Source organism: Halomonas dongshanensis, assembly GCF_024790395.1.
Taxonomy (GTDB): Bacteria; Pseudomonadota; Gammaproteobacteria; order Pseudomonadales; family Halomonadaceae; genus Vreelandella; species Vreelandella dongshanensis.
In genome coordinates this window covers 285,062-309,098 of sequence record NZ_JAJISC010000003.1, presented here as the reverse complement: position 1 = coordinate 309,098, position 24,037 = coordinate 285,062, and the positions used below count along the sequence as shown (strand labels likewise).

The window sequence follows — 24,037 nt, the reverse complement described above, 5'->3', positions numbered from 1 at the left end:
CGATCCGCGAAGCGGGGTCGGCTTGAATGAATTGTTATGCAGCTGGCTCAGGATCATTACCATTCTCCTTTGGGGATTCATGAGCTGCTCGTAGAAGAATCCTCATGAATGACTTTGGCCCATCAATGTTCAACTCTTCGTAGGTAACAGCCTCAGGCCAGCGCAGAGGTTCGTTAAGGAAGCTTTCAAGAGCGTCAATTATCTTCGCAGCGCCATCTGGCAAAAGAGAAGCCGCAGGTCCACGAAAAAGCCTTAAAAGTAGAAAAAGAGAGTAGGTGCGATTGAATTCTACGTAGTACTGAGTGAAATTCTTCGTTGAGAACACCCATTCAGTATGATCCCCGACGTCCTCTAGGGTGCCCCCCCAACCCATTCTCAGCAATATCTGCGGACTAAAGTGCACCCATTTCGATGTTGTGGAGTACAAGTAGCTGTAGAGATCGTGAAGATTTGTGGCTTTTGCCATATACCAAACAGTTGGCCAAGCCTGACGACCTGACCAACCTAACTTTGCCGACAAGACGCGTAGCCTTTGCTCCGTGTCTTTCTCAATTTTTGGAGGCTGAACTACCGGCTGCCATGGGCGCATCGCCTTGAAGAATGCGCTCTGGGCATTTATTCCCTCAGCAATGTTGGTGCTCATGAGAAGGTGCAGGGCCTCTACGCGATCAACCTCTGAGAGATCATTTAAGAACGAGAAAGTAATTAGATCTTCGCAGATTCCTCGCAGCGTTGCCGTAATAAAGAATCCGTGCGGAGGAGGCGGTTTCTGATGTGCTAGCGAGGTGAACTCGAAGCTCTTTGCAACGCATGCGCGCAGGGCACAACCAAATATTCCCTTGTCATTGATCGTAGCGCGAGTCAACTGATCGATAACTATGCTTAGCTCGTCAAGCATCGACTGGGCGGATGCCTTGTCTGGCGAATCAGCTTCGGTTGCCATCACTTTTACTCAATTGGAGCCTCGTTGCTGTATAACGCCGCGCTCTGCGGAAGTTTAGGAGCGCCAGCGAGTAAATTTTCCGTAGCAGCGCATTGTTATGCCTTTGCTCCCAAAATTACCTCTGCAAGCTCTCCGGCGATTTCCTCAATGCTCTGCAAAGAAGTGTTTAGCGCCACTTTATCCGCAAGTGCTGGACTAAAATTAATAACTTCATTCTTTGTTATTTTGTGCCATATCGGCAATATCATTTTATGTCCATTCATTTCCCGCGCAACCATAGAGTCAAGCTCGTACTGTGTCCAATTCTTCGAACAAAAAGCAGATGATAGAATCACTGTTCCAAATCTCGAGTTTACCAACCCTTGATCTATGCTTTTTCGCAAGCTGTCACCAACTTTCAAAGTGAATTCGTCATACCATACTTTGACCCCAATATTCTCTAGCGTTTCAGCGAGCGGACGAACAAATTCTTCCTTATCTTCTGAGGCATGGGATATAAACAAGTCATATTTCACAATATTTGTATGCGAAACGTTTTGGGTGCTCGCCAACTCTTTCACAGAAGCAGCCATATTCGCAGTTTGATTGATCTCTGCTCGCAACCGTCGCTGATATTCAAGCTGCTCTCTCTGATGCCTCTTTTCTATATCTGCTAGTTTTTTCCTTTCTCTCTCGTCGGCAACAGCTTGCTTTTTACGTTCCTTTTCCTCTTCCTTAAGAAGATCTTGCTTAGCCTTTAGCAACTGCCCTTCTTTGTCGGATAGCTTTTTATAAAGACCCGATTTGTTTACTTGTATCTTAGCTATTTCAGACTGCTTTCTTTGGACTTCAGCGCTTTTGCTTTTCAGAGTGCTAATACTAGTGCTTTTGGTGATACTCCTTTCAATTTGCCCGATCCGGCTCCCACAGTCAGACTCCTTTTTTGTCTCCAAACTCATTTTGTGATGGAGATCTGATATTTCTTTTTGCAACCTAGCAATCAAACTTGAAATTGTTGAGATAGACATTCTTACTCCATTGCCTGTTTTAATCTTGCATAACGCCGCAAGCAGCTGCGGCTTTGTAGTGGATTGTTTGCAGTAGCGTAGCGCCAAACCGCAAAACAAGGAACGGAAAATCCGTCCGACTGCCTTGCTTTGTTAGGCGAATTACGCATACTCAGCTGGAGGTAAGTCACCGCATACCATTTGCGGCTTGAAAACAAAAACCGACTTATACTGCTTCTTTCTAAGTATTTTTCGGTGTATAGAAAAGATCCAATTCAGAAGCGATGGAGATGCGCTATATTTTGCGACTATTCTCAATTCTTCCGCTTTTATTCCAAGCGGTTTTCCTCCGCCCCCTGGATAAATATTTAGGTCGTGATCATCAAATCTAAATAAATGAACTATCTGACCCGGTGCCATCTGAGGAATTTCGGTTTCCATTATCTCACCCAGTGATTCCCTTGGTCTGTTTCTCTGCAATTTCCCCGACACCTCAAATTCTATATTTTCTGCCCTGTTTCCCCCAATGTTTACCACGTAGAACTGAATGAAAATATCTTGAAACCGAGTTTTTTGCGTTTTAGTTTCTTTCCCACTCACTCCCACTGGCATTTCATATTCGTGCTCAGGACCAAATCTATTCCGAACCTCGTAATAAAATTCCAGCATGGGTTTCTTATGGCTTGAAACCACCTGCAAGCCAACCCTAATTACTCCTGCTGCTGTAGAGCCTGAAATTTCCATAATAGTTTTTCTCGCCTAACAGTGATTATATACCCAGCTGCATAACATCAATAAGAGCGTCGGCGCGTTTATTGGTGTTATATAGCCTGGGCAAAAACCATAACGTACTGATTCTAATACAACTCATCAATTATCACGCAGCATATCCATTATTCGCGTGCCCGCTCGTTTTGCTCATTCCAATCATACTCTATCCACGAATTTACCTTCGGTCACGTGGTAATTCAGTGGCAGCGGTCAGCAATAGGTCGTAGGCCTGAGTGAAATGTTAGGCAGGAGACTTACTTCCGAAGAGATTGTTGCAACAGATGAGTTGCATAAGCGCTGTGCCAGTATCAGGGCAGCTAGCGCTGCCTTCGCGGGTGCCTTTTGACTCGTTCCTCGTCAAGCGTTACGCCACGCTACGTATGGGGTGTGAAGTGTGAAGGAAGTAGTTTTAACAAGAATTGAAGTGCAGGCCGCTGGGGCCTGCGGGAAGGGATTAATCTTTCAGCACGTACTTCAGCGTTTCCACTACCTGCCCAGTGGTGGTACACCAGGCCTGCGCACCAGCGTCGACTTCCTTGAGCGGGTGAACGATATCCTCGCTGTGCAGCGTGATATACGGCTTGGCCAGCGCCGAGCAGTAGCCAGCGTCAAAGGCGGCGTTCCACTGCTTGTACTTGTCGCCAAAGCGTACGACGACCAAGTCCGCCTGCTCAATTAGCGTGCGGGTGCGGATGGCGTTGACTTTCGATGACTGATGGTCGCGCCAGAAGGCGTTTTCTTGTTTGCCAAGGTGGTCGCCGGCGGCGTCACTGGCGTCGTGGTCGGTGACCGGGGCGGTGAAGACGATATCCAGGCCTGCTGCCTCGGCGCCGCGTTGGATCTCTTCGCGCCAGTCGGTGTGGATCTCGCCGGATAGGTAGACGTAAAAGCTCATTAAGCTCTCCTTGGATGAACGGTGAACGATGGGCTGCCAAGCGATTGCGTGTATGGGCGTGGCAAAAGAACATGGAGATATTCTATGGAAAAACCTTCCATAGTGACACCGATGGCAGATATGAGGCGATGAATGTCGGCCTCTTTAAGGTGCCCCGGCTGTCCTCCTCCCTCCCCTTCGCAGACAAGGCCGCGCTTTTTCGCTAAGGTGGCGGTTTTTCAACGCGCGCAAGGTGCCCATGCAGACGCTACTCGACGACATTACGGCGGCCATGGCCAAGGAAACCGAGCGTGGCAAGGTGGCGGATTACATTCCCGAACTTGCCCACGTCGACCCTCAGCAGTTCGGTATCGCGCTCGCGACCGTAGACGGCCAACACTACTCAGCGGGCAGTGCCACTACGCCGTTCTCGATTCAAAGTATCTCCAAGGTGTTCACCCTCACCATTGCGCTGGGCAAGCTTGGCGATGGGCTTTGGGCCAACGTGGGCCGCGAGCCATCCGGTGACCCTTTCAACTCCATCGTGCAGTTGGAGCACGAAGGCGGCAAGCCGCGTAATCCCTTCATCAACGCGGGGGCCATTGCCGTGGTAGACGCCATCATGATGGGCCACGCGCCGAAGGAGACGCTGGCCGAAATCTTGAGCTTCGTGCGCTACATCGCCGATGACGAGCGCATCTGCTTCGATGCCAAAGTCGCCGCCTCGGAGATGGCCCACCGCGATCGTAACGCTTCGCTTGCCCATTTCATGAAGGCATTCGGCCGCCTGCGCCACGATGTCGATAAGGTGCTGGGCACGTACTTTCACCAGTGCGCCATCGCCATGAGCTGCGAACAGCTGGCCCACGCGGGGCTCTTTTTGGCCTCCGATGGCGTCAACAAGCCCAGCGGGCTGCGCGTGGTTTCGCCCCAACGGGCACGGCGGATCAACTCTTTGATGATGATGTGCGGTCACTACGACGCTTCGGGTGAGTTCGCCTTTCGCGTGGGTCTGCCGGGCAAGAGTGGCGTGGGCGGCGGTATTCTCGCCATCGCGCCAGGGCACGGTGCCATCGCCGTTTGGTCGCCGGGGCTCGATGAGCAAGGCAATAGCCTACTGGGCGTGAAGGCGTTGGAGATGTTCGCTCAGCGCACGCAGTGGTCGGTGTTTGGTCACTAGGCGCGAAACGCTTTTCAGTAGGCTCTCAGCAGGGCTCGCGGCTCTCTTCCCAGGCTTGCACCATCTGCTTGCGAGCCAAGCCCCAGCGGTAGCCGCCCAGCGCGCCGCTTTGTTGAATGACCCTGTGGCAGGGTATCCATAGCGCCACCGGGTTGGCGCCGATGGCACTACCTACCGCACGGGAAGCCCGAGGCTTACCCACCACCTGGGCGATTTGCCCATAGCTTGCCAACTGCCCATCGGGAACACTCAGCAGCGCCCGCCATACCGCGATTTGAAAATTGGTGCCGGTCACGTAGAGGGAGAGCGCACCGGAACAGCCTGAGTTAACGCCAAACAGCGCCTCAATGGGCGCTCGCGTAGCGGCGGGGTCGAGCACCAGCTGGCTTTTCGGCCACTGGCTCGAAAGCAGCGCGAGCTGCTCATCGACTCCGGCAGCATCTATGAAACCCATACGGCAAATACCGCGATGCGTAGTGGCCACCAGCATAGCACCGAAAGGCGTTGGGTGAATGCCGTAGGCAATCTCGATGCCCTCACCCTTTTTCTTGTACTCTCCGGGCGAGACCGCCTCGAGCGTGACGAAGTGGTCGTAAAGCCGCGAGCCACCGCTCAGCCCCACCGCATCAGATGCTTCTTGCAGCGATACGTTGGAGGCAATCAAGCGCTTGGCCCGTTCGAGCGTCAGCGCCTGCAAAAAACGCTTTGGCGAGACGCCAACATAGTCGCGAAAGAGGCGCTGAAAATGGAACATGCTCAGATGAACCTGCGCCGCGATGCTGGCTAAATCCGGCTGGTGCACGGCGTTATCCACCATATAGGCCATCGCCTTTTCGATACGCCCGTAGTCGTCCATCGCTCGCTCCTTGGTTGGCTTCGCCAAGGTTAAGCGAATACGCCACCTCTGCCGACCCGAATCTTGCGCAGTGTTAGTTTACTCACTTGATCACCCGCCCAGGTCGTCACAACAGCGCCTGATAGACCGCAAGGTCATCGGCAGAAAAGCAGCAGAACGTGACTTCCTTAATGGATGAGCCCGCTTCAAGCGACGCTTTGACGGTACTGACCGCGATCTCGGCGGCCTGCTCGATGGGAAAACGATAAACGCCAGTGCTTATGCTGGGAAAGGCAATGGAGTGTGCCTCGACTGACTCAGCGAGCGCAATGGCGCGCCGGTAGCAGTTGGCCAGGTTTTCCGCCTCGCCGCGATTACCGCCGTGCCAAACCGGCCCTACCGCGTGAACCACATAGCGGGCGGGAAGCGCAAAGCCTTGGGTAAGTTTGGCCTCTCCCGTAGCACAGCCGCCCAGCTGACGGCACGCCGCTAACAGCTCGCGCCCGGCGGCGCGGTGAATGGCCCCATCGACCCCGCCACCGCCCAGAAGAGACTGATTCGCCGCATTGACGATCACGTCGACCTCCAAGGTGGTGATATCGGCCTGGATAGCGTTGAGTTGCATGAGTGTCTCCTTTAGATCGAAGGAAGCGGCTGCACAACATAGCCGTCGCACGACATCATGGCCGAAATTGTCCGCTTCCTGGCCGTTAGCCGCATCGCTGAGCGGCTCATATCCTTTTACGCTTGATGTTCACTTCAATGCTAGAGGACGAATCAACATGTTAGAACATCAAAGCGCCCTACTGCTCATCGATGTGCAAGCCTCATTTCCCGCAAAAGAGTATTGGGACGATATACCGGCAGAAGCGTGGCGCCCAAAGCAGCGCGCGCTGCTAGACGCTGCCCAAACGCACGCGGTGCCAATACTCCGTATTCTGCACGAAGAGACCGATAGTAACGGCCCTTTTGATCCTGCTCATGGCCTGATTCGTCCGCTCGAAGGCTTTGCGGATGCGGCGACAGCGACGTTTCATAAGCGTGTGCACAACGCCTTCACCGGCACGACGCTCGAACGGTGGTTGCGCGAACGCGATATTACGCACCTCGTCATTAGCGGTATTCGTACCGAGCAGTGCTGTGAAACTACCGCGCGAGTGGCATCCGATCTAGGCTTCAGCGTCGATTTCGTTAGTGATGCTACGCTCACTTTTGCAATGACTCGAAACGGAGTGACTTGGTCCGCGGAAGATATCAAGGCACGTACGGAGCTGGTGCTGGAGACGCGATTTGCCCGTATCATCGATACCCACACCCTGATCGATGAGTGGCGTAATGCCCCTAAGTGAAACGCCAAAGCACCCGAGCAAAACTACCACCCTGCGGGTCGCCGTCTTAATGATGCCAGGCCAAGTTCCATTGGATCTGATTGGCCCCTTGCAGGTGCTCGAATGCGCTCGGCGTCTATCGCTCGATATAGCGCTTAGCTACATCGGCCCCAGCGCGGTAATGCCCTGGCTGGGGCCTTTGACGCTGAGCGGTATCGACCCACTGCCAGAATCCCTGACGCCCCAGGATCTTCTTTTGATTCCTGGACAATACCGAAGCGCCATCGACCCTCTTATTCAACACGAGTGTATTGCTTGGCTTATGGCCAATGCCCACGCCGCTCGCACTTTGATGACGGTGTGTTCGGGAACACTGTTGCTAGCCCAGGCGGGCTTGCTCGATCAGCGCCGCTGTACGACCCACCACACGCTACTCGACCAGCTTCGTCAGCAGGCTCCCCGCGCCAAAGTGCAAAAAGATTGTATCTTCGCCGAGGATGGGCGCTTTCTGACCAGCGCCGGTATCTCGACGGGGATCGATACTATGCTTCACTGGCTCACCCACACCTGCGGGCACTCATTGGCGCTCGCCGTCGCCCGCGAGATGGTGCTCTACCTGCGTCGCAGTGGGCAAGAGCCGCAGTTGGGCGCCTGGCTTGCGGGGCGCAACCATGTGGACGAACGTATTCACCGCGTACAGGACGCGATGTGCGCTGCCCCAGCAAATCCCTGGCGAATAGACCAACTTGCCGAACACGCCGCGATGAGCGAACGTCACTTTCGTCGGCGCTTTACCGCGCTAACGGGCATGGCGGTCGGCCACTACATCAAAGGCCTGCGGCTCCAGCGCGCCAAGTCGCTAATGACGGAAACGACCTGGACGCTAGCCCACATCGCCGAAGCCACCGGCTTCGGCGATGAACGCCAGCTGCGCCGCCATTGGGCTCGAGACGAAAAAGTACCGCCCAGCGTATGGCGGCTTACCCACTCTTCTTCAATGAGCGAACCTGCATGATTGCCAAGACTCCCGAGCCGCCTTATTACGCCGTCATCTTTACCTCGCTACGTACCGACATTGAAAATGGCTACGACGAAACCGCCGAGCGCATGGCCACTCTCGCTGCCGAACAGCCGGGATTTCTCGGCGTAGAGTCCGCCCGCAATGAGACAGGCGTTACAGTCTCCTACTGGGCGGACTTGGCCTCCATTAAGGCGTGGAAAGCTCACGCTGAACATCAGCAAGCCCAGCGCCTAGGTCACGTTCAATGGTATCGCCACTTCAAGACCCGTATCGCCAAGGTCGAGCGTGATTACGAAAGCGTCATGAGCTGAATCGGGGCGAGACTACCCTTATGTAAAGGTTATGAAGAAGGCACGGACGAACCACTTTCCCAGCCGCCACCCAATGCCTTGAACAAGGTAGCCAAGGCGGCTAGGCGTTCGCTTTGTACGTCGGCGCGGTCGAGCTTGGCGGAGAGCAGCGAGCGTTCGGCGTCGAGGCGTTCGAGCATGCTGGTTTGGCCCTGATCATAGGTGAGCACCGCGAGATCGCGAGCGCGCTCGATAGCGGCGAGCTGCTGTTCTACGGCGTCGACACGTTCGCCCGTTAGCGCATAGTTGTTGAGCGCGTCGCGCACCTCGTTGAAGGCGGTCAGCACGGTAAGGCGATACTGGGCCTCTGCTTGCTCCACCTGGGCCTCGGCACTTTCGACGTTGGCGCGGGTACGGCCAAAATCCAGCAACGGGCCGACGATTGACGCCCCTAGCCCCCAAGAGCGGGCGTTGTCGGTGAACAAGTCGCTCGAATTCGCGGCCACACTTGCCAGTGACGCGTTGAGGTTGATCGAAGGCAGCCGAGCGGCTTCGGCTACGCCGACTTGCGCATTGGCCGCCATGAGCGTGGCTTCGGCAGAGCGAATATCCGGGCGGCGCTGTAAAAGCTCCGAGGGAAGAAGCTGGGGTAAGCGCTGGGGTTCGACGATGGCCTCAAGCGTGGTGTCGCCGTAGTCGAGCTCATTCATTAATTCCCGTGGGGTGAGCCCAACCAGAATGGCCAGCGCCCCTTTTAGGGTTTCCACCTGCTGGGTGACCTGGGGCAGTTCGCTGCGCACGCCGCGCCACTCGGCTTCGGCTTGGCGGAACTCGAGCTCGCTGATGTCGCCCACATCGAAACGCAGTTTTTGTAGCCGGAAGGTTTCGGCGTATGTCGCTTCGGTCTCCTCCAGAATCCGCTGCTGGGCCTGGGCGTTCTTGAGATCGAAATAGGTAGTGACTACATCGGCGATGACGCCGATTTCTGCGGCATCGCGGGCAAAAATGCTCTCGCTGAAGGTCGCCAAGGCGGCCTCTCGCTGGCGGGCAAGCCGCCCCCAGAGATCCAGCTCGTATTCGAGGCTACCGGCTATCGAGAACTGGTCATTGGTGGACGTGAGCAGATCTTGCACGGGCTCGATGTCGATGGGAATCGAAGCGCCGGGTGTACGCTCGCGGTTGGCCTCCAGCTGATAGCCCACGGTCGGGAAGAACTCGGCGTCGGCCAGACCAAGCTCAGCGCGGGCCTGTTGGATGCGTGCAAGCTGCACGGCGAGCTCCAGGCTATCGTCGGTGGCACGCTCCACCAGTGCGTTGAGGTTGGGGTCCTCGAACTGGTGCCACCAGTGACGCCACGCTTGGCGATCGGTCTGGCTCAGGGTCACCTGGGCGGGCAACTCGTCAGGCAGCTCCAGCGCCGGGCGCTGGTAGTCCGGGCCCACGGTACAGCCGCTAAGTACGGCTACGGCCAACGCCGCCACTAGACGGCGGACATTACGTCCCTGATACATCGACACTCCTTCTTGCGCCGCTGGCGTGCGGCTTTCTCCATCATTTTTAAACGACTGTTCGTCACGGCACCGGCTACCTACTATAGTGGTTAGCTTTCGAGACGACACCTTTTCTCGTTATCTTCGACTCATGAGCAGGGAGGCTTTGATGAGGCCGGTTTTACCATGGATACTTTGTTTGTTGATGCCCTTGGCCATTACCGGCTGTGGAGATGACGAAGAACCTCAGGACCCACCCGCTCAGGTGGTCAAACTGGTAGAAGCACGCCAGCCCGACGTTTTTCCTGAACGGCGCTTCGTTGGCCGTGTAGAGGCTCGAAGTACCGTTGACTACGCCTTTCAGGTCGGCGGGCGGATTGTCGAGTTTCCCGCCATACAGGGCCAAACCATCCCACAGGGCGAACTGATCGCTCGCCTCGATCAGACCGATTTTGCGCTTCAGGTACGTGCCGCCGAGGCGGATTTCGAGCAGGCCCGACGCAACCTGGAGCGCCAACGCACGCTGCGCGCGCAAGGTGCCGCCTCCCAAGCCAACCTCGACAGCGCCGTGGCGGAGTTCAACCGTGCCGATACCCAACTCGATAGCGCCCGCCAGGAGCTCGAATACACGACCCTTCTCGCCCCCTTCGATGCGCTCGTTGCCCGGCGCCTGGTCGAGAACTACACCACCGTACCGCCCAATACGGAAGTAGTGCGCATTCAGGACATTTCGGAGCTGCGCGTTCGCTTCAACGTACCCCAAGCGCTGATGCAGCACTTAAATAGCGGCGAGCGCTTCACCGCCGAGGCCGAGATCGCCACGCTTCCAGGAGAGCGCATTCCGCTCGAGTATCGAGAACACGCCACCGAGCCCGACGAAGTTGCTCAGACCTTCGAGGTGGAGTTCGCGCCGCAAAGCGGCACGCCGCTGATCGCCCTGCCCGGCACCACGGCAACGGTCTATTTAGCGCTCGAGCAGCGCATCGATAACCCCTTGATCACACTTCCAGCAAGCGCTCTGGACAGCGACGAGAACGGCGATTTTCGCGTTTGGGTGTATGACCCCGATGAAGGGGTGGTATCGCCGCATAAGGTCACCGTAGGCGAGACCCTGGACGATAGCGTGCTGATCACCAGTGGCCTTGAGGCCGATGTCTCGGTGGTGGCCGCTGGCGCGCATCGGCTGCGCGACGGCATGCGGGTCAAACCACTCGACGCCGCGCTGTAGGGGGCCATATGGATATCGCAAAACGCTCGATCGAAAAGCCGATCATTACCTGGCTGATCGTGGTGATCTGCCTGCTCGGCGGAATATGGGGATTCAACGCCGTTGGGAAACTCGAAGACCCGTCCTTCACCATTCCTTACGCCATCATCAATACTCCCTACCCCGGCGCCACCGCCGAAGAGGTCGAGGAGGAGGTCACCGAGCGTCTGGAGCGGGCAATTCAGGAGATGCCCCAAATCGATGTGCTCGACTCAAAATCCTTGCCCGGGCGCTCCGAAATCCAGGTGGAGATTCAAGATACCTACGGCAGCAATGAGCTGCCGCAAATCTGGGACGAACTGCGCCGCAAGGTCAACGATGCCCAGGGAGATCTTCCTCAGGGAGTGGTTGGCTCCCAAGTGAACGACGACTTCGGCGAGGTGTATGGGCTGTTCTACGCGGTAACCGCCGAAGGCTTCACCACCCGTGAGATCCGTGACATCTCGACCTTCCTTCAGCGCGAACTTCTTGCCGTGCCGGGCGTGGCCAGAGTCACCTCCGCGGGCGAGCGCGAAGAGACCATCTACATCGACATCTCCAACGAGCGCCTGACCACGCTCGGTATTCCTATCGACCAAGTGATCGATACCATCCAGACGGAAAACGCCGTCACGGATGCTGGCACGCTACGGGTAGGCGACCGCCAAGTGCGCTTGGTCGCGCGTTCGCACATCGACAGCACGACGCTGCTGGAGTCGATCCGCATCGGCCGGGCAGGCTCTACCGAACAGGTAGCCCTGGCGGATATCGCCACCATCTATAGACAGCCCACCTCGCTGCCCAATCAGGTAATTCGCTACAACGGCGAGCCCGCCTTCACTTTGGCTATTTCGGGCACTGCCACCGAGAACATCATCGAGATCGGCGAGGCGGTGGAAGCGCGGATGGAAGAGCTGCAAAGCCGTATTCCCTTGGGTGTGGAGCTGCATCCGCTTTATGAGCAACACAACGTGGTCAATGACGCCATCAACGACTTCCTGCTCAATCTGGCGATGTCGGTGGCCATCGTCATTGGCGTGCTATGCCTGGTGATGGGCTGGAAAATTGGCACGGTCGTAGGCAGCACACTGCTCCTTACGGTGCTGGGCACGCTGTTCGTCATGGGTATTTTCAACATCGAGATGGAGCGTATTTCTCTTGGCGCCTTGATCATCGCCATGGGCATGCTGGTGGACAACGCCATCGTGGTCGCCGAGGGCATGGTCACCAATATCAAGAACGGCATGAAGGCCAAGCGAGCAGCCAGTGCCGCCGCCAAGCGCGCCCAAATGCCGCTTTTCGGCGCGACCCTGATCGGCATCATGGCCTTTGCTGGCATTGGTCTTTCCAATGACGTGACCGGCGAGTTCATGTTCTCGCTGTTCGTGGTGATCCTGGTATCGCTAATGCTGAGCTGGCTGCTAGCGCTCACCGTCACCCCGCTGTTCGGTTATTACCTGCTGCGCAAGAAGGGTGAACAAGACGAGAGCGAAGAGGAGCAAGGCGAGGCCGAAGAGGGAGAGAGAGAAGAAGAAAAGGACTCGAAGCGCGGCATCGGCAGCGTCATCTATCGCCTCTACCGGAACATTCTGCTCGCCGCGCTCAGGGTGCGCGTCATCACCGTGGCGGGGCTCGTGGTCATTACCGGCGTATGCATGTGGGCGTTTACCCTGGTGCCGCAATCGTTCTTCCCCGACTCCAGTACGCCTATCTTCTTCATCAACTACGAGCTTCCTCAAGGCACCGATATTCGCGCCACCGTGCGCGACGCCGAGGAAATCGACGCCTATATTCGCGAGCATGACGGCGTGGTATCCGTGGCAAGCTTCATCGGCCAGGGGGCGACGCGCTTCATGCTCACCTACTCGCCGGAGCAGCCCAACAGCGCTTACGCGCAGTTCATCGTGCGTACCAACGAGCTAGACGCCATTCCTGAACTTGACCGCACCTTCTATAAAGAGCTCAGCGAGCGCTACCCCAATGCCCAGGTACGCACCCAGCGGCTACAGTTCGGCCCCGGTGATGGCGCCGATATAGAGGCTCGCTTTCAAGGGCCCTCGCCTTCCGTGCTGCGCGAACTCGGCGCCGAGGCGCAACGACGCATGGCCGCGAACCCGCTGGTCATCGACGCACGCATCGATTGGCGCCAGCGCGAACTGATCGTCGCTCCAGTGATCAACGAACAGCGTGCGCGTATCGCTGGCGTCACCCGAGAGGATATCGCCCAAGCGCTGCAGTTTGCCTCCTCCGGCGTGCAAGCAGGCACCTACCGCGAGGGCGAGCACTTGATCCCCATTACCGCTCGGGCGCCTAGCGAAGAGCGCAATGATGTAGCGCTATTGAACGACCGACAGGTCTACAGCCAATCACAGCAGCAGTTCATCCCCCTGAGCCAAGTCGTAGATGGTTTCGAGACCCGCAGCGAAGAGGCGTTGATCCAGCGGCGCAACCGGGTACGCACCCTCACCGTGGGCGCCGAACCGCGTGAGGGCCATACGGCGGCTCAAGCTTTCGACGCCGTGCGCGCCGAAATCGAGGCGATCGAGCTACCACCCGGCTACCGGCTCGAGTGGGGCGGCGAGCACGAGGATTCTGGTGATGCGCAGGAATCCCTCAACCAGCAGTTGCCGGTGAGCTTTCTGATCATGGTACTCACCTCGATTCTGCTCTTCGGCAAGCTCAGACAGCCCTTGATCGTCTGGCTGGTAGTGCCCATGTCGGTGTGCGGGGTAGTCATGGGGCTACTGATTACCGGCCTGCCCTTCTCGTTCACTGCGCTCTTGGGCATGCTGAGTCTTTCCGGCATGCTGATGAAAAACGCCATCGTCCTGGTCGATGAAATCGATGCGCAAATCGGCGAAGGCACCCCGCGCTTCACCGCGCTGGTTGATGCCAGTATCAGCCGCCTGCGCCCGGTATTTCTCGCTGCGGGCACGACGATTCTCGGAATGATCCCGCTTCTTTGGGACGCCTTCTTCAACAGCATGGCGATTACCATCATGGGCGGACTGGCGTTTGCTTCGATTCTCACGCTGATTGCCGTGCCGGTACTCTACTCGCTCTTCTTTGGCATCAAATGCGATGAGGTCGATGAGAAACGAGCAAGCGCCTAGCAGGTACGCCATACTTTTCAAGCGAACCACCAGGCCTCGAACCTTTCGAGGCCTACACTAATTGCTAAACAAACTACGCAGTACGCTTTCAAGCGGGTCAATAGCCGCATAAAATGGCAAAAAGAATGTAAAATAACCACATATTTGTACCGACCAGCTAGCCGAGGTTCCCATGTCGAATGCTTCCACACAGATGAACGCTACCGTGGCCGAGGTGACACAGCGCATCGCCGAACGCTCCAAAGAGCGCCGGGCGCTGTATGAAAAGCGTATGGCCGACCAGCACCGCCGCGGCGTACACCGTGCCGAGCTCGCCTGCGGGAACCTCGCTCATGGCTTTGCTGCCTGCAGCCCGCAGGAGAAAGACACGCTCAAACTGATGAACAGTGCCAACCTGGGCATCATCTCCTCCTACAACGACATGCTTTCGGCGCACCAGCCCTTCGAGACGTTCCCCGCAACGATCAAGGCAGCCGCAAGCGCCATGGGCTCCACCGCGCAGTTCGCCGGGGGCGTTCCCGCCATGTGCGATGGTGTGACCCAGGGCCAGCCAGGCATGGAGCTTTCGCTCTTCTCTCGCGATGTGATCGCCATGGCCACCGCCGTGGGGCTTTCTCACAATATGTTCGACGCTGCGCTTTACCTGGGCGTGTGTGACAAGATCGTACCGGGGCTCTTCATTGGCGCGGCCCGCTTTGGCCACCTGCCCGCCATGTTCGTGCCCGCCGGGCCCATGCCCTCGGGGCTGCCCAATAAAGAGAAGGCGCGCATTCGCCAGCTTTATGCCGAAGGCAAGGTGGGCCGTAAAGAGCTTCTGGAAGCCGAGTCCGAGTCGTATCACAGCCCCGGCACCTGCACCTTCTACGGCACCGCCAACTCTAACCAGCTGATGATGGAGGTGATGGGGCTGCACCTGCCCGGCACCTCTTTCGTCAACCCAGGTACCGAGATGCGCGAGGCGCTAACGCGCTTTGCCACCGAGCAGGCGATTCGCAATACCGATGCGGGCGGTGAATACCGGCCCTTCTATAAGCAGATCGATGAGCGCGCCATCGTCAATGCGGTGGTGGGCCTATTGGCTTCTGGTGGTTCGACCAACCACACCATGCATTTGATCGCCATGGCGGCGGCGGCGGGTATTACGCTCACTTGGGACGACTTCACCGCGCTTTCGGCCGTTACGCCGAGCCTGATGAAGGTCTATCCCAACGGCCAAGCGGACATCAACCACTTCCAGGCGGCAGGCGGCATGAGCTACCTGTTCCGCGAACTTTTGGGCGCGGGGCTTTTGCACGGCGACATTCCCACCGTGTTCGGCACCGACCTCACCGCCTACACCCAAGAGCCATTTCTGGAAGACGGCAAGCTCGTCTGGCGCGAAGGCCCCGAGGAAAGCCTCGATAAAGAGGTGCTGCGCCCGGTCGCCACCCCCTTCGCCCCGACCGGCGGCCTGACCGTGATGAAAGGTAACCTCGGGCGCGGGGTGATCAAGGTCTCGGCAGTAGCCGAGGAGCACCGCGTGGTCGAAGCGCCGGTGCGCATCTTCGACGACCAGAACCAGATGAAAGGAGCATTTGAATCCGGCGAGCTCGACCGCGACGTGATCGTGGTGGTGCGCTTTCAGGGCCCCAAGGCCAACGGTATGCCGGAGCTTCACAAGCTCACCCCCTTCCTCGGCGTGCTGCAGGATCGCGGCTTCAAGGTCGCGCTGGTGACCGACGGGCGCATGTCGGGGGCCTCGGGCAAGGTACCTGCATCCATTCACATGGCACCGGAAGCGCTCGATGGCGGCCCGTTGGCCAAGTTGCAAGACGGCGACATCGTGCGCCTGGATGCCAACGCAGGCACGCTGGAAGCCAAGGTCGACCCCGCTACCTGGGAGCGGCGCCCCCTCGCCAATGCCGATCTCGATCACTACCACGTAGGCATGGGCCGCGAGCTCTTCGGCGGCTTTCGTCACCTGGCTGCAGGCGGTGAAGAAGGCGCCGGCGTGTTCGGCGGCTTCGAGGCCGACGACCTGGCCCTTCAGGTCAATCAGATCGCTCAAGAGGACGCCTGATGCGCCCAGCGTTGATCGGTGATATCGGCGGCACCAACGCGCGCTTTGCGCTGGTGTCGCCGGGCAGCGTCGAGCCCTACGCCATCGAAAACCTCGCCTGCGCCGACTATCCCGGCCTTATCGAGGCCGCCAAAGACTACCTTCAGCGCGTCGGCGCGGTGGGCCAAGAAGCCCCTACTGATGCCTGCCTTGCCTTCGCCTGCCCGGTGCATGAAGAGCGCGTCAAGCTCACCAACAACCACTGGGAATTTCTCAAAGAGGACGTTCGCGCTGCCTTGGGGCTCAGCCAGTTCAAAACGCTGAACGACTTCACCGCCCAAGCCCTTGGCGCGCTGCACGTAGATGGCGAACACCGCCACACGATCAAGCCAGGAACGGGCGACCCGCACGCCGCTTACCTCGTCATCGGCCCCGGCACGGGGCTTGGGGTGGCGGGCGTCTTCCCCGGTCGTCACGCCTGGATTCCGCTGCCCACCGAAGGCGGCCACGTGACTTTCGCCCCCACCGATGACACCGAACGCGCCCTGCTCGCCGAGCTACACAAGCACCATGCCCGTGTCAGCGTCGAGCGCATCCTTTGCGGCCAGGGCCTGCTCGATCTCTACCACGCGCACTGCGGCATCGAAGGTGTCCCTTCGCGCTGCACCACGCCCGCCGACGTCACTACCGCCGCCAGCGCAGACGACGCGACGGCGCAACGCACGCTGCTGCGTTTTCTCAAGATTCTCGGCGACGTCAGCGGCGACGCCGCCCTCACCCTCGGCGCCCGCGGCGGCGTCTACTTCTGCGGCGGCATCCTCCCCCGCCTACGCGACTGGCTCCCCCAAAGCGAGCTCGCCCAAGCCTTCAGCGCCAAGGGCCGCTTGAGCAGCTACAACGCCAACACCCCGCTATGGCTGATGACTCACCCCTGGACGGGGCTATTAGGTGCAGCGGAAGGGTTGCGTAACGAAGAAGTGTTTTGAAACGCCAGCATTGAAGGGTATAAGGACGTTGTCATTTAAAACGCCCTTTATGTTTAAGACAGACGTAATCATTTTGGCATTACGCCGTAACTTAATCACAAGCTTGCTTACCATAAAGCTCACTTATGATTTCATTTTGTTACACTTGTAAGCGTTTACCTCACCGCTTTGTAAGAAATATCTTACACCGCTTAAAACGTCGCTCATTTCTGGCATAAATGGGTTGCTCTTGTGATCTTGCTGATTATCCTATTGCTTTCGATGGGTAACGATTCAAGGAACGAGCATGGCAGCGCGCAACGGTTGGCACTTCACCCTCTCTCTTCCTAATATCGATGACACGGCTGTCATCGAATTCACGCACCGTGAAGCCTACTCCTCGCCCTTTGCGTTAGAGGTGCAGCTAGCCAGCCGTAATGCAAGCATAGATGCCGCAGAGCTTCTCGATCGTGAGGCGAGCTTGACGATATGGCACAATGGAGAGGCACTTCGGCATATACACGGTGTGATTAGCGAGTTCTCGCAGGGAGATCGCGGCCACCGGCGTACGTTTTATTATCTCGTTTTACGCCCAGCGCTTTGGCGCCTTTCTCTTCGGCATAATTCCCGCATCTTTCAGAAGGCCGATCCCGTCAGCATCATTACCACGCTGTGTAATGAACGGGGTATCAATGAGGTTACCTTCGATGTGGCAAGAACGCTCGCCGAGCGCGAGTACTGTGTGCAGTATCGTGAAACGGACTTAGCCTTCATCGAGCGCTTGGCTGCCGAAGAGGGGCTCATCTATCACCACGTCTTCGAAGAGAGCACCCATCGTTTGGTGTTTTCCGATGACCCTATGGCGCTTGGCAACCTTGGCGAGCGTACTTATCACAGTCGCGCGGGTGGTACAGCGCCAACTCGCCATGTACGTAAGCTTCGCCAAACCGCTCGCGTGGCTCCCGCGTCGAGCATGCTGAAGGATTACAGCTTCAAGAATCCCGCCTACGGCCAGCGCCACGAACACCTTGGGCGCGATATAGAGCAGCATGGACAGCAGCTCGACTACGAACACTATGACTACCCAGGCCGCTACAAACGCGATGCCTCAGGGAAACCTTTTACCCGCATTCGGTTGGAACAGTTGCGCCGTGAAGCCGTAAGCGCCCAAGCGGAAAGCGATCTTCCCGAACTCGCGCCCGGGTTTCGCTTCACTCTCACCGATCACGACAGCGATACGCTCAACCGTAACTGGCAACTCGTCGATGTCGTTCATCATGGCGAACAGCCGCAAGCGCTGGAAGAGGATGGTACGGTTCAGTCATCGTCCGACCAAGATGATCGAGGCGGCATGACCCGCTACCACAACCGCGTCATCTTAACGCCCGGCGATGTTCCCTGGCGCGCGACGCCCAACCCCAAGCCACGCGTCGATGGCCCACAGGTGGCATTCGTTGTCGGCCCTCAGGGCGAAGAGATTCACTGCGACGAACACGGTCGTGTCAAAGTGCAATTTCCCTGGGACCGCGATGCCCAGCCAGATGAGTCGGCAAGCTGCTGGATTCGCGTTTCACAAGGTTGGGCAGGGCCTGGCTATGGCAGCATTGCCCTACCGCGTATTGGTCATGAGGTCATCGTCTCGTTTCTCGAAGGCGATCCCGACCAACCCCTGATTACTGGGCGCACCTACCACGCCGCCAATACTGCGCCTTATCTACTCCCAGAACACAAAACGCGTACCGGCATCAAAACACAGACACATCAAGGCGAAGGGTTCAACGAACTCTGCTTCGAAGACAAGGCAGGCGAGGAATTCATTTACCTGCATGCGCAGAAAAATCTAGAGCTGCACGTCGAAAACTCACGTCAGAAACGCGTCGAATTCGATGACACGGCCACGATAGGCAATAACTCCTACTTGGCCGTTGCCAAAGATCGCGTTGAAACCATTGAGGGCAGTCGAGACGTCAGCGTCCTCACCAACCATTCAGAAAAGATCGATGGCGAGCGGGGCCTGCGCGTTGGTGGCAGCTACCAAACTCAGGCAGGCGGCGATATTACGTTGAAGGCTGACGGTGAAATCGTTCTGGATGCCAGTAAGATCACTCTCGTCGCTGGCGGCGCTGCGTTAGTGGTATCGGGCGGCAGCGTGGATGTCACTCCACAGCTCAACGTTGGCTCGGCTTCACCGGGTGCGGCTGCCCTGCCCCCCATTCCCGCCGTGCTCGAAACGGCAGCGGGTGAAGGCAGCCCCTTCGTTTCCCACTGCCCGCTGGAGGATGCATAACACATGTCGCCTCCCGATTACTGGGTCGCCCGCTGCCACGTTGCCGCCCTCTCGCCCCAGGCACGCCGCTGGGAAGAGACCGCCGATGAGGCGGTCATGTCGGTGGCCGTGCTGGCTCACGATGAAGAAGACGTTCGCCAGCACTTGCAACGCCGACTCCACGACGATGGCCTGGCCCTGTTACGCCTGGACGCCGTCGAGACCCTGCTGCAACGCTTTCGCCACCAGGGCATGGCCCAAACCCTGGTGGAGATGGCCCACGCCACGACCGAGCGCGAACCGGTCGTCTATGGGGAACTCGTTCCTCTGCTGCCAGATCCCGAACCCGAGATCGTCGAGCCCATCATTCCGCCCGTAAGCTATGCAGAAACCACCTGGGACGCCCTCTTCGGCCCTCACCAGCCGCCCCTTTGGGCGGTAGTGGACGGCATCAACTGCCGTGAGGCCCGGCAGAGGTTGCTCGCCAGCGATGCCCAACACGCCTGCCTCTATGCCGCCACCGACGCCGCCACGCAGACCAACGCCCCTTGGCTCGTGCGCATCGAAGCCGACAGCGACATTCGCGCATGGCTAGAAAACCTGCCCCATGATCAGCACTGGGGCATCTTGCTGCAGTCCACCGCGACCCTGAAACAGCTACGTCTACATCTACGCAAGTTCACCATGCTCTGGACACCCGCCAACGCGCAGGCCCCGGTCTACTTCCGCTTCTACGACCCACGCGTGGCGCTCGACATGAGCCAAGCGCTCGAACCCTGGAAACTGGCGGCCTTTATGGCGCCGTTGAGATCCATCATCGTGCCTGCTTCCCCGCTGATGGTGTTTCCATCAGACCTTACGCTGGCCCCACCCGTTGAACTCGATACCCCGGCAAGCGAGATACAGGGGCGCCTGACTCAGGTCAGCTTGAGCGAGCAGGCCCGTGAGGCTTGCCGTCATAGGCGGCAATTTGCGGTTGGCCAGGACGAGTTCGCTCGCTTTGGAGCGTTGATGCAGCAGCGGGCACAGGCGGCCCTGGCGCTCTCGATGACCCCACAGTATCCCCAGAAAACGGCCCAGCAGTTGCTATCCGCCGTTCACACTGCGGTTCAATTGGGACAGCGTTATAGCCTCGCCTCTAAAAAACAGACCCGCACCCTGACAACGTGCGTGCTCGAGTTCGGTAACCATTTCCCCGCCCAACAGGATGAAGCGCGGCAAATACTCGAAAATCCGAAGCTGGCCGCCTGGCGTAAGCGCGACCGTCTGGAGGCCTGGCTGCCACGTGGGCGTGTTTATCATGCGCTAAGACCGCCCTATTCATCAGACGAGGAAGCGATGCAGCAGGACAATTTTCGACCCATCGTGAACGAGGGGCAGTCATGAGCTATCAGCCAACCTATGAAGACGCCATGTACTTGATGAAAAACGAGTGGAGAGTCTTTGATAGAGATTATGCCTTCGATGAAATCGTCTCCATTGCGCGAAAACGGCATAACGGTGAACCGGTAGATGAATCGGACGTCACTGAGCGCGTGTATCAGGCGTATCTCGACGCGGGTGCTGAACCGCTCACTGAAAGCCCTCTTCCTCCAGGAACCGTGCTGGCAGAAGATGATGTTTATCGGATGATGATGGATCCTGCCGATATACCCGAAGCGTACGCTGCGGGATCTGCTCCCCATCATGCTGAAGGAAATGGCGATAGTCGGCAGGACCCCGTTATGGGTGGCGCCTGCGTTGAGTGCGCCTCACTAACACCATGTATCGAGAAGGTAGAAGTGCTCTGCCACGAAGGCGCCAATGCACGGGTGACGCTGCAAGGTGAACGCGAACTGGTAGATTACCAAGGCTGCATATTTTTTGTCGCCGAACGATTCGTGACAGGGGACGGCACGCTCGAGGATTTTCTTGGAGGCACACAGCTTAAAGATGAGGGTACCGTCGCCATCACGCTGGCCGATGATTGCCATCATGGGCAACACACCGTGAACTGGACAACCGAGCTCTCGGGTATTGCCCTCCCACCAGGGACAACGACGACGCTCAACTTTACGGTGATGACGCGCCCGATTTCCCCCATCACGCTGCCGAATATACTAATGGGGCTTATACCTCCCGACGCCGAACTCGTGTTCAAGTTGGCCGTCCTATTGCTGAATATCCTCATGAAGCGGGATGAGATGATCCATCGGCAGCACTTCAACATTAGCTACGACGGTACCAATGACTTTTCTTTTACGTCGGTGACTCTACCCCAGCTCAAACTTGATGGTTTGATCACGATCGCTCCACCCAGCATCGATACCCGTCCTGTCGAAAAGCAGGAAGGGCGAATGGCGGCCGCCGAGCTAAGTATGGGGTCGCGCGTAAGACAGGTCACCCAGCGACAAGGCTGGGGATTTCATGCTGGCATGACCGCCGTATGCGGCGCCGATAACCGAACCATCACGCTGGGCACTAGCCCCAGTCAAACCACCACCTATGACACTGGCCCTTCATTGCGGCAGGCGGAAAACCAGCGGCAACAGCAAAGCACGATCGAGCGGTTCATCGATACGCTGAGCAGTGCCTCACAGCGCATTGCCCAAAACCTTAGTGCTACGGAGAGCGACCGCAGCAAACTGTTCAGCTTCTATACCCGTGGCCCGGAACTGATGCTGGGAGCCACAAGTGAGCAGGTCGAGGAGAGCGGCGGCCCCGGAACCAGTTGGCGTATTACGCCCGGGCTGTCACTCGCCTATGAATGTGGTATTCGGCTCGATATCTACGCAGCGCTGAAAATAGCCGCCAGAGGTACCGGCGGGGGCACGGCTCTCGTCAAGTTTCTGGATAATCTCGAAGAGGGCTTCGACTGGTATTTTGCGGAAGGGCGGGTTGAAGCCGCGCTGTTCATGGAGGTGGGGTTAGGCGTTGGGCCTGAGCCCACGGAGGAAACGTTGGGCAATCATATGCTGCGCTACGCGTACGACTTCCAGAATGGTGAATTAAGTAGCGGAGGAATGGAAGGTGGCGTGAGCATTACCTTGAAAGCACTGGTCGCTGGGGGGCTATTGGGTTACTTCGATAGCCTGTTTACTGAACGCACCGTCTTCAAGTACGGCGTCGAAGTATCGACCAGTGGCAGCATCACCCTGACAAGTGATGAATTGGGGCGTTGGGGGTATCAGCTCTCCCATACGGGCGCCATGTTGCGAGTGCAAGGGTACAAGAAGGCGGATGGCGATACTGTAAATAGTCGCCAACCAGGTGCTGGTGGCCGACCCAATGCAAATCACCAAATTCAGCGAAGCGCTTCTCAAGTGGTCGAGACAGAGGACGGAACTCGGTGGCAAGAGGATGGCCAAGTTCTAGGCTACCGTTTGGCCGAAGGTTGGACCGGCGAATTTCATCCTTTTTAACGGCGTGGGTAATAACTTTATGAAAATACTTGTCACATCAATTTTATCGACAGCGCTTACTATGGGAGGGCAAGCGATGGCACAGGAAATCGAGTATCAGTTTGGCGTTCGTTGGAGTGTGAATGGCTTGGCATCTTCCATCGATATACAGGACATCATGCTCAATTTCAAAGGGGTACAGAGTGAGCAAAATACAATGCTACCCATAACCGAGTACGTTAAAAATGGGCGCAACGCTCTACAATTTTATGCTTGGCCAGTGCCATCTGCTGAGCCCTTCGAAGAGCAGCATGAGCTTCGCCTCTCCGTCGAGTATTGGGAACCCGGTGACAATCCCAACACTGATGCAAAAACGGCATTTGAAGTGGTGATGATGCCCGGTATAGAAGACGCCACGCCTGAAATTGTAGCGACAAATCCGGCAGCTCCGGTGCAACCACGAGAAAGTGATATTAACTGGGATCAGGACAACTTCAGGCTAACAGTACCCTTTAACAATCGCCAATCCATGCCCACCTGGTGCTGGGAAGAGGGCGATATTCTGCAAGACAACGCGGCCACTAGGGATAGCCTGACCCGCGCGTATCGTCGCCTGCATGCCCTGTTTGCAGCGGGCGATAATGACGCCTTGCAGGACGCCGCCTCCACAAGAACCGAAGAGCTGGCCATTGCCTCAAATACGCCAGAAGAGTATGTGCGCCATCGGTTCAGCTACGACATGTACTTTGATAACCCGGATGTATACCAATTGGACGATTTGCCCGAAGAGCCCATGACACTAAACCTCGGAGCAGGTAATCGTGTGGCTTGGCTAACAACTCAGGGTGTTAATGTTCCCATTGTATTTAGTCATGTTGGAACCAAGGATGCCGCTACTTTTATTAGACCCTATTTCATCAACCGCAACGGCCAGTGGGAAATCTGCCGATGAAACCCATCGCCCGCAAAGGCGACCTTCACCGCTGTCCTGTTCACGGCACCACCGAAATCATCTCCGGTTCGCCCTCCTGCGTGGAGGGCCAGCCCGTGGCTCGTGTGGGCGACAAGACGGCGTGCGGCGCTACGATTATCGAAGGTTCCAGCCACTCCACTCACGATGGTAAGCCCACGGCTTACTTGGGCTGCAAAACCGACCATGGTGGTGAGATCATTACCGCGTCGAGCAGGGCCAAGGTACAGCCGTAATAGCGATAATGGGGCCTATTGATTCTCCTATCTATGCGCCTACCCTAGCCAAAAGCCGCATAGCCTAAATGTCAGACATTTTATAGACTCGCTTCATTATCGCTA

20 protein-coding genes are annotated in these 24,037 nt (G+C 57.4%); 13 read left to right on the top strand and 7 right to left on the bottom strand.

Annotated elements, in window-relative coordinates; translation table 11 throughout:
- Positions 1 to 34: 34 nt before the first annotated feature.
- The 4 genes from LLY24_RS08175 to LLY24_RS08160 all read right to left on the bottom strand — a co-directional run bounded on the left by LLY24_RS08175 (position 35) and on the right by LLY24_RS08160 (position 3,595).
- Positions 35 to 943, bottom strand: coding sequence for a DUF5677 domain-containing protein (locus LLY24_RS08175; RefSeq protein ID WP_259035792.1), 909 nt, complete (start codon positions 941 to 943; stop codon positions 35 to 37).
- Between the two features lie 95 nt (positions 944 to 1,038).
- On the bottom strand, positions 1,039 to 1,950 hold the full coding sequence (locus LLY24_RS08170) for a toll/interleukin-1 receptor domain-containing protein (RefSeq protein WP_259035791.1): 912 nt from the start codon (positions 1,948 to 1,950) through the stop codon (positions 1,039 to 1,041).
- Between the two features lie 141 nt (positions 1,951 to 2,091).
- Positions 2,092 to 2,673, bottom strand: coding sequence for a hypothetical protein (locus tag LLY24_RS08165; RefSeq protein WP_259035790.1), 582 nt, complete (start codon positions 2,671 to 2,673; stop codon positions 2,092 to 2,094).
- A 481-nt stretch (positions 2,674 to 3,154) separates the two neighbouring features.
- Complete coding sequence (locus tag LLY24_RS08160; protein WP_259035789.1) at positions 3,155 to 3,595, bottom strand: YtoQ family protein; 441 nt, start codon at positions 3,593 to 3,595, stop codon at positions 3,155 to 3,157.
- A gap of 238 nt (positions 3,596 to 3,833) precedes the next feature.
- Between LLY24_RS08160 and LLY24_RS08155 the strand changes: the two genes are divergently transcribed.
- Positions 3,834 to 4,754 carry a glutaminase gene (locus LLY24_RS08155; protein WP_259035788.1) on the top strand — a complete coding sequence of 307 codons (921 nt, stop codon included), beginning with the start codon at positions 3,834 to 3,836 and terminating at the stop codon, positions 4,752 to 4,754.
- A gap of 25 nt (positions 4,755 to 4,779) precedes the next feature.
- Here the strand turns inward: LLY24_RS08155 and LLY24_RS08150 are convergent, their stop codons facing one another.
- Both LLY24_RS08150 and LLY24_RS08145 read right to left on the bottom strand, forming a co-directional pair.
- Positions 4,780 to 5,610, bottom strand: coding sequence for a bifunctional transcriptional activator/DNA repair enzyme AdaA (locus LLY24_RS08150; protein ID WP_259035787.1), 831 nt, complete (start codon positions 5,608 to 5,610; stop codon positions 4,780 to 4,782).
- 106 nt (positions 5,611 to 5,716) lie between these two features.
- Positions 5,717 to 6,214, bottom strand: coding sequence for an O-acetyl-ADP-ribose deacetylase (locus tag LLY24_RS08145; RefSeq protein ID WP_259035786.1), 498 nt, complete (start codon positions 6,212 to 6,214; stop codon positions 5,717 to 5,719).
- A gap of 157 nt (positions 6,215 to 6,371) precedes the next feature.
- On the opposite strand from LLY24_RS08145, the gene LLY24_RS08140 reads away from it, so the two are divergent.
- Genes LLY24_RS08140 through LLY24_RS08130 form a run of 3 tightly spaced genes read left to right on the top strand, consistent with a single transcriptional unit; the run spans position 6,372 to position 8,249 of the window.
- Entirely contained in the window at positions 6,372 to 6,938 is a 567-nt protein-coding gene (locus LLY24_RS08140; RefSeq protein WP_259035785.1) for an isochorismatase family protein, read from the top strand.
- The gene (locus LLY24_RS08135) at positions 6,913 to 7,932 is read left to right on the top strand and encodes a GlxA family transcriptional regulator (RefSeq protein ID WP_345799644.1); all 1,020 of its coding nucleotides are present in this window, start codon (positions 6,913 to 6,915) and stop codon (positions 7,930 to 7,932) included. The genes LLY24_RS08140 and LLY24_RS08135 overlap by 26 nt, the downstream gene beginning before the upstream one ends.
- Complete coding sequence (locus tag LLY24_RS08130) at positions 7,929 to 8,249, top strand: antibiotic biosynthesis monooxygenase family protein (protein WP_259035783.1); 321 nt, start codon at positions 7,929 to 7,931, stop codon at positions 8,247 to 8,249. Before LLY24_RS08135 ends, LLY24_RS08130 begins: the two co-directional genes overlap by 4 nt.
- A 29-nt stretch (positions 8,250 to 8,278) precedes the next feature.
- Here LLY24_RS08130 and LLY24_RS08125 read toward each other — a convergent pair whose 3' ends face one another.
- Positions 8,279 to 9,739, bottom strand: a complete 1,461-nt coding sequence (locus LLY24_RS08125; RefSeq protein ID WP_259035782.1) for an efflux transporter outer membrane subunit — start codon at positions 9,737 to 9,739, stop codon at positions 8,279 to 8,281.
- A gap of 184 nt (positions 9,740 to 9,923) precedes the next feature.
- Between LLY24_RS08125 and LLY24_RS08120 the strand changes: the two genes are divergently transcribed.
- The 9 genes from LLY24_RS08120 to LLY24_RS08080 all read left to right on the top strand — a co-directional run bounded on the left by LLY24_RS08120 (position 9,924) and on the right by LLY24_RS08080 (position 23,932).
- Complete coding sequence (locus LLY24_RS08120; protein ID WP_259035969.1) at positions 9,924 to 10,946, top strand: efflux RND transporter periplasmic adaptor subunit; 1,023 nt, start codon at positions 9,924 to 9,926, stop codon at positions 10,944 to 10,946.
- Positions 10,947 to 10,954: 8 nt separating this feature from the next.
- Entirely contained in the window at positions 10,955 to 14,077 is a 3,123-nt protein-coding gene (locus LLY24_RS08115; RefSeq protein WP_259035781.1) for an efflux RND transporter permease subunit, read from the top strand.
- Between the two features lie 172 nt (positions 14,078 to 14,249).
- On the top strand, positions 14,250 to 16,136 hold the full coding sequence (edd, locus tag LLY24_RS08110; RefSeq protein WP_259035780.1) for a phosphogluconate dehydratase: 1,887 nt from the start codon (positions 14,250 to 14,252) through the stop codon (positions 16,134 to 16,136).
- The gene (glk, locus tag LLY24_RS08105; RefSeq protein ID WP_259035779.1) at positions 16,136 to 17,101 is read left to right on the top strand and encodes a glucokinase; all 966 of its coding nucleotides are present in this window, start codon (positions 16,136 to 16,138) and stop codon (positions 17,099 to 17,101) included. The genes edd and glk overlap by 1 nt, the downstream gene beginning before the upstream one ends.
- Positions 17,102 to 17,387: 286 nt before the next feature.
- Entirely contained in the window at positions 17,388 to 19,367 is a 1,980-nt protein-coding gene (locus LLY24_RS08100; RefSeq protein WP_259035778.1) for a type VI secretion system Vgr family protein, read from the top strand.
- A 3-nt stretch (positions 19,368 to 19,370) separates the two neighbouring features.
- On the top strand, positions 19,371 to 20,732 hold the full coding sequence (locus LLY24_RS08095; protein ID WP_259035777.1) for a DUF4123 domain-containing protein: 1,362 nt from the start codon (positions 19,371 to 19,373) through the stop codon (positions 20,730 to 20,732).
- Positions 20,729 to 22,747 (top strand): hypothetical protein, encoded by a 2,019-nt coding sequence (locus tag LLY24_RS08090; RefSeq protein WP_259035776.1) that lies wholly within the window; start codon positions 20,729 to 20,731, stop codon positions 22,745 to 22,747. The genes LLY24_RS08095 and LLY24_RS08090 overlap by 4 nt, the downstream gene beginning before the upstream one ends.
- A 76-nt stretch (positions 22,748 to 22,823) precedes the next feature.
- The gene (locus tag LLY24_RS08085; RefSeq protein WP_259035775.1) at positions 22,824 to 23,678 is read left to right on the top strand and encodes a hypothetical protein; all 855 of its coding nucleotides are present in this window, start codon (positions 22,824 to 22,826) and stop codon (positions 23,676 to 23,678) included.
- A complete protein-coding gene (locus LLY24_RS08080) occupies positions 23,675 to 23,932 on the top strand; it encodes a PAAR domain-containing protein (RefSeq protein ID WP_259035774.1) in 258 nt (85 codons plus the stop codon). The genes LLY24_RS08085 and LLY24_RS08080 overlap by 4 nt, the downstream gene beginning before the upstream one ends.
- Positions 23,933 to 24,037: the final 105 nt, after the last annotated feature.

Bases quoted from the DNA above. Each gene is read 5' to 3' on its own strand.
- LLY24_RS08135 (WP_345799644.1), top strand. From the start codon at position 6,913: ATGAGTGGCGTAATGCCCCTAAGTGAAACGCCAAAGCACCCGAGCAAA.
- LLY24_RS08085 (WP_259035775.1), top strand. From the start codon at position 22,824: ATGGCACAGGAAATCGAGTATCAGTTTGGCGTTCGTTGGAGTGTGAAT.
- LLY24_RS08165 (WP_259035790.1), bottom strand. From the start codon at position 2,673: ATGGAAATTTCAGGCTCTACAGCAGCAGGAGTAATTAGGGTTGGCTTG.
- glk (WP_259035779.1), top strand. From the start codon at position 16,136: ATGCGCCCAGCGTTGATCGGTGATATCGGCGGCACCAACGCGCGCTTT.
- LLY24_RS08175 (WP_259035792.1), bottom strand. From the start codon at position 943: ATGGCAACCGAAGCTGATTCGCCAGACAAGGCATCCGCCCAGTCGATG.
- LLY24_RS08090 (WP_259035776.1), top strand. From the start codon at position 20,729: ATGAGCTATCAGCCAACCTATGAAGACGCCATGTACTTGATGAAAAAC.
- LLY24_RS08130 (WP_259035783.1), top strand. From the start codon at position 7,929: ATGATTGCCAAGACTCCCGAGCCGCCTTATTACGCCGTCATCTTTACC.
- LLY24_RS08080 (WP_259035774.1), top strand. From the start codon at position 23,675: ATGAAACCCATCGCCCGCAAAGGCGACCTTCACCGCTGTCCTGTTCAC.
- LLY24_RS08150 (WP_259035787.1), bottom strand. From the start codon at position 5,610: ATGGACGACTACGGGCGTATCGAAAAGGCGATGGCCTATATGGTGGAT.
- LLY24_RS08100 (WP_259035778.1), top strand. From the start codon at position 17,388: ATGGCAGCGCGCAACGGTTGGCACTTCACCCTCTCTCTTCCTAATATC.
- LLY24_RS08155 (WP_259035788.1), top strand. From the start codon at position 3,834: ATGCAGACGCTACTCGACGACATTACGGCGGCCATGGCCAAGGAAACC.
- LLY24_RS08095 (WP_259035777.1), top strand. From the start codon at position 19,371: ATGTCGCCTCCCGATTACTGGGTCGCCCGCTGCCACGTTGCCGCCCTC.
- edd (WP_259035780.1), top strand. From the start codon at position 14,250: ATGTCGAATGCTTCCACACAGATGAACGCTACCGTGGCCGAGGTGACA.
- LLY24_RS08160 (WP_259035789.1), bottom strand. From the start codon at position 3,595: ATGAGCTTTTACGTCTACCTATCCGGCGAGATCCACACCGACTGGCGC.
- LLY24_RS08140 (WP_259035785.1), top strand. From the start codon at position 6,372: ATGTTAGAACATCAAAGCGCCCTACTGCTCATCGATGTGCAAGCCTCA.
- LLY24_RS08170 (WP_259035791.1), bottom strand. From the start codon at position 1,950: ATGTCTATCTCAACAATTTCAAGTTTGATTGCTAGGTTGCAAAAAGAA.
- LLY24_RS08120 (WP_259035969.1), top strand. From the start codon at position 9,924: ATGCCCTTGGCCATTACCGGCTGTGGAGATGACGAAGAACCTCAGGAC.
- LLY24_RS08115 (WP_259035781.1), top strand. From the start codon at position 10,955: ATGGATATCGCAAAACGCTCGATCGAAAAGCCGATCATTACCTGGCTG.
- LLY24_RS08145 (WP_259035786.1), bottom strand. From the start codon at position 6,214: ATGCAACTCAACGCTATCCAGGCCGATATCACCACCTTGGAGGTCGAC.
- LLY24_RS08125 (WP_259035782.1), bottom strand. From the start codon at position 9,739: ATGTATCAGGGACGTAATGTCCGCCGTCTAGTGGCGGCGTTGGCCGTA.